The sequence below is a fragment of the Pseudomonas sp. W2Aug9 genome (genome assembly GCF_023127755.1).
Taxonomy (GTDB): Bacteria; Pseudomonadota; Gammaproteobacteria; order Pseudomonadales; family Pseudomonadaceae; genus Aquipseudomonas; species Aquipseudomonas synxantha_A.
Map to the genome: position 1 here is coordinate 183,274 of NZ_SPKL01000013.1, position 13,661 is coordinate 196,934.

A 13,661-nucleotide genomic window follows, 5' to 3' on the forward strand; every position below is an offset into this window, starting at 1 on the left:
CCCATCATGAGCCTGGTATGTGACCGCTGATCAACCCTCGACCAGGTTCTGTGGCCGACCATCGGCCCACGCCACAATGTTGGCCAGCGTCGTACCGGCGATCGCCGCCAGGGCTTCACGAGTGAGAAATGCCTGGTGCGCAGTGATGATCACGTTGGGGAAGGTCAGCAGACGCGCGAGTACGTCGTCTTGCAGGGGCAGGTCCGAGCGGTCCTCGAAAAACAGCTGGGCTTCTTCTTCATAAACGTCCAGCCCCAGGTAGCCCAATTGGCCCTCCTTGAGGGCTTCGATCAGCGCGGGCGTATCGACCAAGCCACCGCGGCCGGTGTTGATCAGCATTGCACCGGGCTGCATGTGCGCCAGGGAACGGGCGTTGATCAGGTGTTTGCTGTCGGCAGTCAACGGGCAGTGCAGGCTGATGATCTGCGCCTCGGCCAGCAAGTCGGGCAGGCTGACGTAGCGAGCGCCCAGGGCCTGGACGTGTGGGTTGGGGAAGGGGTCATAAGCCAGTAATTGGCAGCCGAAGCCGGCCATGATCTTGGCGAAGGTCGCGCCGATCTGCCCGGTGCCGACCACGCCGACGGTTTTGCCGACCAGATCGAAACCGGTGAGCCCATGCAGGCTGAAGTCGCCATCACGGGTACGGTTGTAGGCACGGTGCAGGCGGCGGTTGAGAGCCAGGATCAGCGCCACGGCGTGTTCGGCCACGGCGTGGGGCGAATAGGCGGGCACGCGCACGATGCTCAGGCCCAGGCGTTTGGCGGCGACCAAATCGACATGGTTGTAGCCGGCCGAACGCAGGGCAATCAGGCGTGTACCGCCCTTGGCCAGTTGCTCCAGCACCGGGGCGCTGAGGTCGTCATTGATAAAGGCGCAGACCACCTCATGGTGTTCGGCCAGGGCTACGGTGGCGAGGTTGAGGCGGGCGGGTTGGAATTGCAGCTCCAGGGCCGAGGGGAGCGGTTCACCGAGAAAACTGTCACGGTCGTAGGTCTGGCTGCTGAAAAGAATGACGCGCATCAAGAAGGCTCCCTGCAATTTACACGATGGAAATGCTGACTAAATGCGGGAGGGGGCTTGCTCCCACATTTTGATTGGTGTTGTCCATAAAGTTGCGTCAGGCGCTGACTCTGGCTTCACTGGCCAGCCGCGCAATCGCCATGTCCAGTTCATCCAGCGCGGCCATGGCCTTGGCATCGTCCTGCTTGAGCAGGGTTTCAGCGCGTTGGCACGCCGCGCGCAGTTGCGGCACGCCACAGTAGCGCGTGGCGCCGTGCAAACGGTGCACGCGTTCGATCAGGGCGTGATTGTCATTGGCTTCGCGGGCGACGGTAATCGCCAGGCGGTCGGCTTCCAGGGAGGCCAGCAGCATGGCGAGCATGTCGGCGGCGAGGTCGGCCTTGTTGGCGGCCAGGCGCAGGCCCTCCTCGTGGTCGAGCACCAGCAGTTGCACACCTTGAGCCGGGCCGTCGTTGACGCGTTCCGGGCCCTGGTTACGCAGGGCCAGGCCGGTCCACTTCAACACCACCTGGGCCAGTTGCCGCTCGCTGATGGGCTTGGTCAGGTAGTCGTCCATGCCGCTTTGCAGCAGGGCGCGTTTTTCATTGGCCATGGCGTGTGCCGTGAGGGCCACCACCGGCAGCGGCGTACCGTGGCGCTCGCTTTCCCACTGGCGGATCGCCTCAGTGCTTTGGCGGCCGTCCATGCCGGGCATTTGTACATCCATCAATACCAGATCGAAGGTTTCCTGCTTCACCGCATCAATGGCCGCGTAACCGCTCTCCACCGCCTGCACCTTGGCGCCCATGTCTTCCAGCAGGGTTTGTACCAGCAACAGGTTCGCCGGGTTGTCGTCCACGCACAGCACACGCGGCGCACGGCTGGACAGCGGCTCACCCGGCTCGCTGCGTGAAGGGCGGGGGCTGATCAGGTCGGCCAGGGAGCGGCGCAGCTTGCGTGTACAGGCCGGCTTGGCCTGCAATTGGCTGTTGGGGTTGGGTACCGATTGGTTGAACAGCATCTGTTCGGTGGTCGGGCACAGCACCAGCACTTTGCAACCCAGGTGTTCAAGGTCCCACAAGTGCTGGTTGAGACGCTCGGGCGGAATGTCATTGGCCGTCACGCCGAGCACCGCCAGGCTGATGGCCTGCTCGGTCTGGTGCGCACTGGTGATGCCGTTGGTCAGGCTTTCCAGGGTATTGAAGGGTGTGACTTCCAGGCCGCAGTCTTCCAGTTGGTGTTGCAGGGCCTGGCGCGCCAGCTCGTGGTTTTCCAGTACGGCCACGCGGCGACCCAGCAGCGGCGGGGCGGGCAGGTCTTCGACGTCGTCGCGGGTCTTGGGCAGGTTCAGGCTGATCCAGAATTCCGAGCCTTCACCCGGCGTGCTGTCGACGCCGATTTCACCGCCCATCTGCTCGATCAAACGCTTGGAAATCACCAGGCCCAGGCCGGTGCCGCCAGGTTGGCGCGACAGCGAGTTGTCGGCCTGGCTGAACGCCTGGAACAGCGCGCGCACATCCTGGTTGGACAGGCCTATGCCGGTGTCTTGCACGCTGATGCGCAATTGCACGCTGTCCTCCTGTTCGTCCTCGACCATCGCCCGGGCGACGATGGTGCCTTCGCGGGTGAACTTGATCGCGTTGCTGATCAGGTTGGTCAGGATCTGCTTGAGCCGCAGCGGGTCGCCCACCAACGCCAGCGGCGTATCGCGGTACACCAGGCTCACCAGTTCAAGCTGCTTGGCATGGGCGGCGGGGGCGAGGATGGTCAGGGTGTCTTGCAGCAAGTCCCGCAGGTTGAAGGGCACGCTGTCGAGCACCAGCTTGCCGGCCTCGATCTTCGAGAAATCGAGGATTTCGTTGATGATGCCCAGCAGGTTATCGGCGGATTTTTCAATAGTGCCCAGGTAATCCAGCTGGCGCGGCGACAGCTCGCTTTTTTGCAGCAGATGAGTAAAACCGAGGATGCCGTTGAGCGGCGTGCGGATCTCATGGCTCATATTGGCCAGGAACTCGGACTTGATGCGACTGGCCTCCAGGGCCTCCTTGCGCGCCAGGTCCAGCTCGATGTTCTGGATCTCGATGGTCTCCAGGTTCTGGCGTACGTCCTCGGTGGCCTGGTCGATGCTGTGTTGCAGTTCTTCCTGGGCGTTTTGCAGGGTTTCGGCCATGCGGTTGATGCCCGATGCGAGCTGGTCCAGTTCCTGGCTGCCCAGGGGCGGCAGGCGTGTTTCCAGGTTGCCGTCCTTGAGCTGGGCCACGGCTTGCTTGATCTGGCCAATCGGCGAATTGATGGTGCGGCTGATCCGCAGGGCGAGCGCTGCGGTGAACATCAGGCCGATGGCGATCAACAACAGGCTGGCGAACAGGCTGCGGTAGCCGCGCAGCAACATGCCATTGTGGGACAGCTCCACTTCGACCCAGCCCAGCAGGCGGTCTGCCTCATCCGGGATCAAGTCGCCGGCGAGGTTGCGATGACGGCCGAATACCGGCAGCAGATAGCGGGTGGCATCGTTGCCGGTGCGCTGCAACAGGCGCGAACTGTTGCCGGTGGGTGGTGGGTTGAGCATGGTCGGGCCGGCGTGGGCCAGGGACGAACGGTCTGGCGCCAGGAACGACACTGCGCGCACGTCCGGTTGCTCCAGGGACTGGGTGGCGATGCGCTCCAGCAGCTCGGCGTTCTTGTGGCCCAGGGCCGGCGCTACCAATGGCGCCAATTGCTCGGCAATCATTTCGCCGCGCTGCAGCAACTGGCTCTGCAACTCCGAAAGTTGCATCCAGGTGAAATAGCCTCCCAACAACAGAGCCATCAGGCTGGTCGGTAATAAGGTCAGCAACAGTACGCGGCCTTTTATCCCCATTCTTCTAAGCACGCCACTCTCCTGCTACCACGTTGTTATCCATTATCCACACAGGCATCCGGCCCGCGCCACCTGCGCAGTGTAGCCATTTGCACGGCCTGGAATCTTGCAAATTAATGACATGCGGCAATCTTCGGGCCATTCGGCGCCGGGTGGCGATTGCCTGTGAACGTTTAATCTTGAATAATCAGTGATTGAGAATGACTTGCAGACGCTAATGACTCCCGCAGCAGTTGGCCTACCCACAATCCTGACCATCGAAGATGACCCTGTGCTGGGTGCCTACGTGCATGAGCAACTTGGCCGCAGTGGTTTTCAGGTGACGTGGTGCCGCAACGGCCAACAGGGCCTGCAAATGGCTTGCGAGCAGGCGTTCGACCTGGTGTTGATGGACATCCTGCTGCCGGGGCTCGACGGCTTGTCGATCCTCACCCATTTGCGCAAGAGCCATGCCATGCCGGTGATCCTGATGTCGGCCCTGGGCGCTGAAGCCGATCGCATCAGCGGTTTTCGCCTGGGGGCGGACGACTACCTGCCCAAACCGTTCAGCATGGTAGAGCTGCGTGTGCGCATTGAAGCCATCCTGCGCCGCGTGGCCCTGGATCGCCGACCCGAGCCGCCGCGCCCGGTGATGCGTGAGGATGCCCGGGTGTTGCAGTTTGACGATGAGCGCTGTGATGTGGCCTGCCAGCAACACTGGGCCGGGTTGACGCGCAGCGAATACCGGCTGCTGGAAACCCTGCAGCGCAATGTTGAAGAAGTGCTCAGCAAAGCCTTCCTGTATCAACACGTGCTGCAGCGCGGTTATGCACCCCATGACCGCAGCCTCGACATGCACGTCAGTCAGATTCGCCGCAAACTCAAGGCCATCGGCTACGCCGAGCGTGAAGTGCGTACAGTGTGGGGCAAAGGCTATGTGCTGAGCGGTCATGATGAAGGGCTTTGAGCGGCTGCCTGGCAAACACTCGTTGTTCTGGAAGCTGGCCTGCCTGTTGATCGCCTTCTGTTTGCTGATGATCTGGCTTAGTTGGTCGTGGGGCCGCTACATGGAGCAGCAGAGTGCTTACCTGTCCGACAAGTCGCGGGAGATCCTCAGCGGTTACGCCGCAGGTGCCGAACTGGCGTGGAGTACACAAGGCCGCGCCGGCGTGGATGCCTGGTTGCAACTGATGGCCAAGCGTGAAACCACCTGGGTGGGTGTGATCGGCAACGATTTGCAATCCCTGGGCAGCACGCCGCTCAGCGACAAGGAAAGCCAGCGCCTGACCTTCTTACGCGGGTTGGATTGGCCGGTCAGCCGACATGTCATCGGTTTGCCGTGGATGAAGGTACCGTTTCCGGTTGATCCTGGGATGGGGTCGCTGGTGATCGAGTTGCCGCAGCGCTTTATGCCGGGGCGTTATCAACTGTTCTGGCGGGTGGTGACCAATGGCGTCATCCCGGGGCTGTTTACCTTGTTGCTGTGCATCGGCCTCTATCGGCTGCTGATCATGCCCCTCAATCAATTGCGCGAGCAGGCCAATGCCTGGCGTGCGGATCAATTGAATACGCGGATGTCCCGGGATGCGACCAGTCGCCAGGACGAACTGGGGGAATTGGGGCGCGCCTTTGACCATATGTCTGAACGCTTGCAGGGCACGGTGCGCTTGCAACAGCAGTTGCTGCGCGACATGTCCCATGAATTGCGCACGCCTTTGAGTCGCCTGCGGGTGGCTTGCGACAGCGAGCAAGACCCGGCCAGGCTGCGTGAGCGCCTGGGTCGGGAAATCGACGCCATGCAGCGCCTGGTGGAAGACAGCCTGCAACTGGCCTGGCTCGACAGTGAAACAGCGCCGCTGCCCCAGGAAGACATTCAGCTCCAGGCGCTGTGGGACATGTTGCGGGAAAACGCCTGTTTCGAAAGCCACTGGCCGGCGTCGCGCTTGCCGTGCTTATTACCGCCGGACAGTTGGGTGCGCGGCAACCTGAATGCACTGGCCCAGGCCCTGGAGAATATCCTGCGCAACGCCATACGCCACTCGCCAGCCGAGGGTACCGTGCTACTCGACGGCTGCCGCGAAGGAGACTATTGGCATATCTGGCTGCAGGACCAGGGCGGCGGTATTGATGAGCAGGATTTGGAAACTATCTTCGCGCCCTTTACCCGGTTGGACGGCTCGCGGCCCGGCGATGGCGGGTTCGGCCTGGGCTTGAGCATTGCCCGCAACGCCGTGCAGCGTCAGGGCGGGCGCTTATGGGCGCAGAACTGCGGTCCGGGTTTGCGCGTGCATATACGCTTGCCGGCCCGTTAACCGTCAACGGCGACGCAGCTTGCGTTTCTTCCACTGGTGCGCGACCCACCAGCGCCAGTAGGCCATGGTCAAGCAATAAGCCAGCGCCCCCAGCACCAGCCCCAGTACCACCGAACCCAGCAGAAACGGTTGCCAGAGTGTGCTCAACTGGCCGCTGATCCATTCCCATGTCAGGTCGTCGGGCAGGCTGCGTGGCGGCACATTCATCAGCCAGGCGCCGGTCAGGTAGGTACAGACGAATACCACCGGCATGGTGACCGGATTGGTCAGCCACACCAGGCTGACCGCTATCGGCATATTGCCGCGCACGGTGATCGCCAGGATCGCCGCAAGCAGCATCTGCAACGGAATCGGTATAAACGCCGCAAATAAACCCACCGCCATGGCGCGAGCCACCGAATGCCGGTTCAGGTGCCAGAGGTTCGGATCATGCAGCAGGGTGCCAAGAAACTGTAATGACTTGTGTTCCCTGATGCTGCTGGGATCGGGCATGTACCGTTTGAATAAGCGCCGGGGCATAAGGGGTCCAGGTCAATTTGAAGGGCAAGTATGCCCGGATTCTATAAACAGAAAATTCAGACTTTGTGACAAAACATCATAGGCGCTATCGGTCAGCCGGCTAAGACTGAATGGATCACTGGAAAAGGATGATTCATGAAAACAGGGATGTTCGCGCTGGCGCTGGGGTTGCTGATGTTGCGCTGGTTACCCGCATTGCCGTCTGGCGCCGGGTTGCTGGCCATGCTGATACTGGCCTTGATGCTGCTGCCTTTTCGCACCTATCCCGTGGCGTTTTTTCTGGTCGGCCTGAGTTGGGCCTGCATCAGCGCACAGTGGGCGCTGGATGATCGATTGCAACCGGCGCTGGACGGGCAGACGCGCTGGGTGCAAGGGCGTGTCATCGGCTTGCCGCAGCAGACCGGCACGGGCGTGCGATTCGAGTTGGCCGACAGTCGGTCGCGCAATGCACGGCTGCCCAAACGTATCCGGGTGTCCTGGCACGGCGGGCCGACCGTAAACAGCGGCGAGTACTGGCGTCTGGCACTGACGCTCAAGCGGCCCGCCGGCCTGCTCAATTTTCATGGCTTTGACCACGAAGCCTGGCTGCTGGCCCAGCGTATCGGCGCCAGCGCGACGGTGAAGGATGGTGAGCGCCTGGCGCCGGCGCGCAATGCCTGGCGCGATGCCGTTCGCCAGCGCCTGATGGCCGTGGAAGCGCACGGCCGCGAGGCGGGCCTGGCGGCGTTGGTGCTGGGCGACGGTTCCGGGCTTGCACCTGAGGATTGGCAGGTGTTGCAGAACACCGGCACGGTGCATCTGCTGGTGATTTCCGGACAGCACATTGGTTTGTTGGCGGGGTTGATCTACGGCTTGATCTCTATGTTGGCGCGCTATGGTTGCTGGCCGCGAGGCTGGCCATGGCTGCCATGGGCGTGCGGCTTGGCGTTTGCCGGGGCGTTGGGCTATGGCCTGCTGGCAGGGTCCGGCGTGCCGGTGCAGCGGGCTTGTGTGATGGTGGGCCTGGTGCTGTTGTGGCGTTTGCGTTTTCGCCATTTGGGGGTGTGGTGGCCGTTGTTGCTGGCGTTGAATGGCGTGTTGCTCATCGAGCCCTTGGCCAGTCTACAGCCGGGGTTCTGGTTGTCTTTTGCGGCGGTCGCGGTGTTGGTGTTGGCATTCAGCGGGCGCCTGGGACCGTGGAGCGTCTGGCAAATCTGGACCCGTCCACAGTGGTTGATCGCAATTGGCTTGTTTCCGGTCCTGCTGGTGTTGGGGTTGCCTATCAGCCTCAGCGCCCCAGTGGCCAATCTGTTCGCCGTGCCCTGGATCAGCCTGGTGGTACTGCCCTTGGCGCTGCTGGGTACGGCGCTGCTGTGGGTGCCGTTGGTCGGCGAGGGCGTGTTGTGGCTGGCCGGTGGCGCACTGGACGGATTGTTCAAGGGCCTGGCGCTGCTCGCTGCACAACTGCCGGCCTGGGTACCGGCTGAGGTACCTTTGAGGTATTGGCTGGTGAGCCTGGCGGGCGCAGTGATTGTGTTGTTGCCCAAGGGGCTGCCATTCCGAGTGCTGGGTTGGCCCATGCTGTTGGTGGCAGTGTTTCCACCCAGGGATGGGGTGCCCCATGGCCAGGTGGAGGTGTTGCAACTGGATGTCGGCCAGGGCCAGGCACTGATCCTGCGTACCCGCCATCACACCTTGCTCTACGATGCCGGCCCGCGCTCGGGGCCTGTCGATCTGGGCGCGCGCGTGGTCTTGCCGTCGTTGCAGAAGCTCGGGGTAGGGCGGTTGGACATGATGCTGCTCAGTCATGCCGATGCCGATCATGCCGGAGGTGCGACGGCGGTGGGCCGTGGCCTGCCCATAAAGCGTGTAGTAGGCGGTGAAACCGAAGGGCTGCCAGCGTTTCTCGCTACGCAACCCTGCAGGAGCGGTGAACATTGGGAGTGGGACGGCGTGGCATTCGAACTGTGGCAATGGCCTGGTGCTATCGAGGGCAATCCGAAATCCTGTGTATTGCAGGTCCAGGCCAACGGTGAACGCTTGCTGCTCACCGGTGATATCGATCGCGCCGCCGAGCAAGCATTTCTGGCCTCGCCGCTGGCGGTTCCGACCGACTGGCTGCAAGCCCCGCACCATGGCAGCCGCAGTTCTTCGTCCTGGGCTTTCCTGCAGCGGCTGGCGCCAACCGCGGTGCTGATTTCCCGGGGGCGCGGCAACGCGTTCGGTCATCCGCATCCGCAGGTGCTGGAGCGCTATCAGGCGCTGGGTAGCCGGGTATATGACAGTGCCGAGCAAGGCGCTGTACGGCTGCGCCTGGGGGCATTCACGCCACCAACGGTTGCGCGCAGTCAACGTCGTTTCTGGCGCGAACCGTTACCGTAACCCAGCGTTACCAAAGACTCAGGGGTGCGACAGGCGGGCCTGTTGCCGACGAACCCCGCTGCCGAACCTATATGGTAAAGTGGCGCACTTTTTCGAGGGGACATTCACTGTGTGGGAATTGGTCAAATCCGGCGGCTGGATGATGTTGCCGATCATTCTGAGCTCCATCGCCGCACTCGGCATCGTCGCCGAACGCCTGTGGACCCTGCGCGCCAGTCGCGTGACCCCTGAACACCTGCTGGGGCAGGTCTGGGGCTGGATCAAGAACAAACAGCTCGACAAGCAAAAACTCAAGGAACTGCGCGCCAATTCGCCGCTGGGTGAAATCCTCGCCGCCGGCCTGGCCAACTCCAAGCATGGTCGCGAGATCATGAAAGAGTGCATCGAAGAAGCGGCTGCCCGGGTTATCCATGAACTGGAGCGCTACATCAATGCCCTCGGCACCATTGCCGCCATGGCACCGCTGCTCGGTTTGCTCGGCACGGTGCTGGGCATGATCGATATCTTCAGCTCGTTCATGGGCTCGGGCATGACCACCAACGCGGCAGTATTGGCCGGGGGGATTTCCAAGGCATTGATCACCACCGCCGCCGGCCTGATGGTGGGGATTCCTTCGGTGTTCTTCCACCGCTTCCTGCAGCGTCGTATCGACGAACTGGTGGTTGGCATGGAACAGGAGGCCATCAAGCTGGTGGAAGTGGTGCAGGGCGATCGTGACGTAGACCTGGTCGAGGGCAAAGCGTGAAATTTCGCCGCAAGCAACGGGAAAATGTCGATATCAACCTCGCGTCATTGATCGACGTGGTGTTCATCCTGCTGCTGTTCTTTGTCGTGACCACCACCTTCACTCGGGAAACCCAGCTGCGTGTCGACTTGCCCGAGGCGGTGAGCGGTTCACCTGCCGAAGACCAGCAGGTCAAGCAACTGGATATTGCCATCAGCGCAGACGGCGTATTTTCAGTGAATAACCAATTGCTGCAGAAAAACGACCTCGCCAGCCTGATGGAGGCCTTGCAGAAGGAGTCCGGTGGCGATACCCAGCTACCGCTGTCGATCAGTGCTGATGGCAAGACCCAGCACCAAGCGGTGATCACCGCCATGGACGCGGCCGGCAAGCTCGGCTTCAGCCATTTGCGCATGACCACCGTCGAGGCGGCGAGCCCGCCCTGATGGCCATGTCCGATCGTTTGCTCAAGGCCTGGTATGAGGGCCATCCGGCACTGGTGCTGTTGCGGCCGCTGGAGTCACTGTATCGCCGGGTGGTGCAACGCAAGCGTGCGCGCTTCGTGGCAGGTGAGGGCGAGATTTATCAATCGCCGGTGCCGGTGGTGGTGGTCGGCAATATCACCGTGGGAGGCACCGGCAAGACGCCGCTGATCCTGTGGTTGATCGAGCATTGCCGTCGTAGCGGTTTGCGCGTGGGCGTGGTCAGCCGTGGCTACGGTGCCAAGCCGCCGCAGTTGCCGTGGCGGGTCGAGGCCAGCCACAGTGCCGAGGTGGCCGGCGACGAGCCCTTGCTGATCGTGCAGCGCAGCGGCGTAGCGCTGATGATCGACCCCGACCGCAGCCGCGCGGTAAAGGCCCTCTTGGCCAGTGAACCGCTGGACCTGATCCTCTCCGACGACGGCCTGCAGCATTACCGCCTGGCCCGCGATCTCGAACTGGTACTGATCGACGCTGCCCGTGGCCTTGGCAATCGTCGCTGCCTGCCGGCCGGGCCGTTGCGCGAGCCGGTGGAGCGCCTGCAAAGTGTGGATGCGTTGCTCTATAACGGTGCCGGTTCGGACCGTAAGGATGGTTTTGCCTTCCGACTGCAGCCCACCGCGCTGGTCAACCTGCACAGCGGCGAGCGCCAGCCCGTCACGCACTTTGCGCCGGGCCAACAGGTGCATGCGGTCGCCGGTATCGGCAATCCGCAACGTTTCTTCAATACCCTTGAAACGCTACACTGGCAGCCGCTGCCCCATGCTTTTGCCGACCACGCGCCCTACAGCGCCGAGGTCTTGAATTTTACCCCGTCATTGCCGCTGGTCATGACCGAAAAGGACGCGGTGAAGTGCCGCGCCTTTGCCCAGCCCGACTGGTGGTACCTTGCGGTGGATGCGGTGCCGTCGCCGGCGTTTGTCGCCTGGTTCGACACGCAGCTGATGCGTCTGCTGCCCAACCGTCTATTGCCTTAACGCTTCTTTCCAGGAATCACTCATGGACACCAAACTGCTCGACATCCTCGCTTGCCCGATCTGCAAAGGCCCGCTCAAGCTCAGCGCCGACAAAACCGAGCTGATCAGCAAAGGTGCCGGCCTGGCTTACCCGATCCGTGATGGCATCCCGGTGATGCTTGAAAGCGAAGCCCGTACCCTGACCACCGATGAGCGCCTGGATAAATGACCACCGCCTTTACCGTCGTCATTCCCTCGCGCTATGCCTCGACGCGCCTGCCGGGCAAACCGCTGCAAATGATCGGCACCAAGCCGATGATCCAGCTGGTGTGGGAACAAGCGTGCAAGAGCAGCGCCGAGCGGGTAGTGGTGGCCACCGATGACCCGCGTATCATCGAGGCGTGCAAAGGGTTCGGTGCCGAAGCCGTCCTGACCCGCGAAGACCATAACTCCGGCACTGATCGTCTGGCCGAGGTGGCGACCAAGCTTGGCCTGGCGCCCGACGCCATCGTGGTCAACGTGCAAGGTGACGAGCCATTGATACCGCCGGGTGTCATCGACCAGGTCGCCGCCAACCTCGCGGCCCATGGCGAGGCGCGTATGGCGACCCTGGCCGAACCGATCGAAGACATCGAGACGCTGTTCAACCCGAACGTGGTGAAAGTGGTCAGCGACATCAACGGCCTGGCACTGACCTTCAGTCGCTCTACCTTGCCGTGGGCGCGGGATGCCTTTGCCAGGAGTCGCGACGTGTTGCCGGAAGGCGTGCCGTATCGCCGCCATATCGGCATCTACGCCTACCGCGCGGGTTTCCTGCATGATTTTGTCAGCTGGGGCCCGTGCTGGCTGGAAAACACCGAATCCCTCGAACAACTGCGTGCCCTGTGGCACGGCGTGCGCATCCATGTGGGCGATGCGTTGGAAGCGCCGCCGGCGGGTGTCGACACTCAGGAAGATCTCGAACGCGTCCGTCGCCTGCTGGGCGCCTGATGGAAGTTCTGTTTGTATGCCTGGGCAATATCTGCCGCTCGCCAACCGCTGAAGGCGTCCTGCGCCATAAATTGCGCGAGGCGGGCTTGGCCGGCCAGATCGAGGTGGCGTCTGCCGGCACCGGTGAATGGCATATCGGCAACCCGCCGGACCAGCGCAGCCAGCGTGCGGCACTGGGGCGTGGTTACGACCTGTCATCCCAGCGTGCCCAGCAGGTTAGCCGCGCCGACTTTGCGCGCTATGACCTGATCCTGGCCATGGACCACAGCAACCTGCGCAACCTCAAGGCCATGCAGCCGGGTCAGGGCAAGGCGGAACTGGACTTGTTCCTGCGCCGCTTTGACGGCGAAGTGGACGAAGTGCCAGACCCTTACTACGAAGGTGAACAAGGTTTCGAGCGGGTCCTGGACCTGATCGAGCGCGCCTGTGATTTATTGGTGATCGAATTGAAGGGGCGGTTATGACCTTGCAAGTGCTTGCGCAGGTATCGCTCAAGCCATTCAACAGCTTCGGCATTGATGTGCGCGCTCAATTATTCGCCGAGGCCCACAGCGATGCCGAGGTTCGCGAGGCCATCGCCTATGCCGCTGCACACGCGGTGCCGTTGCTGGTGATCGGTGGCGGCAGCAATTTGCTGTTGACCCAGGATGTCCCGGCGTTGGTGTTGCGCATGGCAACCCAAGGCATTCGCGTGCTGCAGGACGATGGCGTGCACGTGGTGGTCGAAGCCGAAGCGGGCGAAGCCTGGCACCCGTTCGTTTTGTGGACCCTTGAGCACGGCTTCTGCGGTCTGGAAAACCTTAGCCTGATCCCCGGCACCGTCGGGGCCGCACCCATGCAGAACATCGGGGCCTATGGCGTGGAGATCAAGGATGTCTTCGCCGGCCTCACCGCCCTGGATCGCCAGACAGGCGAACTGCGGGATTTCAGCCTGGACGAATGCAACTTTGCTTACCGTGACAGCCTGTTCAAGCATGAAGTCGGGCGGTGGTTGATCCTGCGGGTACGCTTTGCCCTCAGCCGCACCACTCACCTGAAACTCGACTACGGCCCGGTGCAACAGCGCCTGACCGCGCAGGGCATCACCCACGCTACACCAAGCGATGTGAGCCGGGCGATTTGCAGCATTCGCCGCGAGAAACTGCCGGACCCGGCAGAGTTGGGCAATGCCGGCAGCTTCTTCAAGAACCCACTGGTGTCCCAGGCCCTCGCTGCCGAACTGCAAAGCCAATACCCGGACTTGGTCGCATACCCTCAGGCCGACGGGCAAATGAAACTCGCCGCCGGCTGGCTGATCGACAAGGCAGGGTGGAAGGGCTTTCGAGACGGCGATGCGGGGGTACACAAGATGCAGGCGCTGGTGCTGGTCAACTACGGCGCAGCCACAGGGCGCGAGATTGCCAACCTGGCGCTACGTATCCAGCAGGATATCTTCAAGCGTTTCAAGGTTGAGCTGGAGATGGAACCCAACCAGTACTGATC

The 13,661-nt window shown here is 62.3% G+C and carries 13 protein-coding genes; 10 read left to right on the forward strand and 3 right to left on the reverse strand.

Annotation, left to right across the window (positions count from 1 at the left end; genetic code table 11):
• Positions 1 to 30: 30 nt before the first annotated feature.
• Positions 31 to 1,020 carry a 2-hydroxyacid dehydrogenase gene (locus tag E3O56_RS12035; protein WP_248128304.1) on the reverse strand — a complete coding sequence of 330 codons (990 nt, stop codon included), beginning with the start codon at positions 1,018 to 1,020 and terminating at the stop codon, positions 31 to 33.
• Between the two features lie 97 nt (positions 1,021 to 1,117).
• On the reverse strand, positions 1,118 to 3,871 hold the full coding sequence (locus tag E3O56_RS12040) for a response regulator (RefSeq protein WP_248128305.1): 2,754 nt from the start codon (positions 3,869 to 3,871) through the stop codon (positions 1,118 to 1,120).
• Positions 3,872 to 4,076: 205 nt separating this feature from the next.
• Here E3O56_RS12040 and E3O56_RS12045 point away from each other — a divergent pair, with 205 nt between their 5' ends.
• Positions 4,077 to 4,805: a response regulator transcription factor gene (locus E3O56_RS12045; RefSeq protein WP_005789059.1), complete on the forward strand. Its 729-nt coding sequence runs from the start codon at positions 4,077 to 4,079 to the stop codon at positions 4,803 to 4,805.
• The gene (locus tag E3O56_RS12050) at positions 4,792 to 6,150 is read left to right on the forward strand and encodes a sensor histidine kinase (protein ID WP_078821650.1); all 1,359 of its coding nucleotides are present in this window, start codon (positions 4,792 to 4,794) and stop codon (positions 6,148 to 6,150) included. Before E3O56_RS12045 ends, E3O56_RS12050 begins: the two co-directional genes overlap by 14 nt.
• Before the next feature lie 3 nt (positions 6,151 to 6,153).
• Here E3O56_RS12050 and E3O56_RS12055 read toward each other — a convergent pair whose 3' ends face one another.
• Positions 6,154 to 6,669 carry a DUF2062 domain-containing protein gene (locus E3O56_RS12055; protein ID WP_005789057.1) on the reverse strand — a complete coding sequence of 172 codons (516 nt, stop codon included), beginning with the start codon at positions 6,667 to 6,669 and terminating at the stop codon, positions 6,154 to 6,156.
• 135 nt (positions 6,670 to 6,804) lie between these two features.
• Between E3O56_RS12055 and E3O56_RS12060 the strand changes: the two genes are divergently transcribed.
• The 8 genes from E3O56_RS12060 to murB all read left to right on the forward strand — a co-directional run bounded on the left by E3O56_RS12060 (position 6,805) and on the right by murB (position 13,659).
• Entirely contained in the window at positions 6,805 to 9,030 is a 2,226-nt protein-coding gene (locus tag E3O56_RS12060) for a DNA internalization-related competence protein ComEC/Rec2 (protein ID WP_248128306.1), read from the forward strand.
• Between the two features lie 109 nt (positions 9,031 to 9,139).
• Positions 9,140 to 9,775, forward strand: a complete 636-nt coding sequence (locus E3O56_RS12065; protein ID WP_005789055.1) for a MotA/TolQ/ExbB proton channel family protein — start codon at positions 9,140 to 9,142, stop codon at positions 9,773 to 9,775.
• The gene (locus E3O56_RS12070) at positions 9,772 to 10,200 is read left to right on the forward strand and encodes a biopolymer transporter ExbD (RefSeq protein WP_032880645.1); all 429 of its coding nucleotides are present in this window, start codon (positions 9,772 to 9,774) and stop codon (positions 10,198 to 10,200) included. Before E3O56_RS12065 ends, E3O56_RS12070 begins: the two co-directional genes overlap by 4 nt.
• The gene (gene lpxK / locus E3O56_RS12075; RefSeq protein ID WP_032880646.1) at positions 10,200 to 11,210 is read left to right on the forward strand and encodes a tetraacyldisaccharide 4'-kinase; all 1,011 of its coding nucleotides are present in this window, start codon (positions 10,200 to 10,202) and stop codon (positions 11,208 to 11,210) included. Before E3O56_RS12070 ends, lpxK begins: the two co-directional genes overlap by 1 nt.
• Before the next feature lie 22 nt (positions 11,211 to 11,232).
• Positions 11,233 to 11,418: a Trm112 family protein gene (locus E3O56_RS12080; RefSeq protein ID WP_003174668.1), complete on the forward strand. Its 186-nt coding sequence runs from the start codon at positions 11,233 to 11,235 to the stop codon at positions 11,416 to 11,418.
• Positions 11,415 to 12,179 carry a 3-deoxy-manno-octulosonate cytidylyltransferase gene (gene kdsB / locus E3O56_RS12085; protein ID WP_032880648.1) on the forward strand — a complete coding sequence of 255 codons (765 nt, stop codon included), beginning with the start codon at positions 11,415 to 11,417 and terminating at the stop codon, positions 12,177 to 12,179. Before E3O56_RS12080 ends, kdsB begins: the two co-directional genes overlap by 4 nt.
• Positions 12,179 to 12,643, forward strand: coding sequence for a low molecular weight protein-tyrosine-phosphatase (locus E3O56_RS12090; RefSeq protein WP_078821648.1), 465 nt, complete (start codon positions 12,179 to 12,181; stop codon positions 12,641 to 12,643). Before kdsB ends, E3O56_RS12090 begins: the two co-directional genes overlap by 1 nt.
• The gene (murB, locus tag E3O56_RS12095; protein WP_223018506.1) at positions 12,640 to 13,659 is read left to right on the forward strand and encodes a UDP-N-acetylmuramate dehydrogenase; all 1,020 of its coding nucleotides are present in this window, start codon (positions 12,640 to 12,642) and stop codon (positions 13,657 to 13,659) included. The genes E3O56_RS12090 and murB overlap by 4 nt, the downstream gene beginning before the upstream one ends.
• Positions 13,660 to 13,661: the final 2 nt, after the last annotated feature.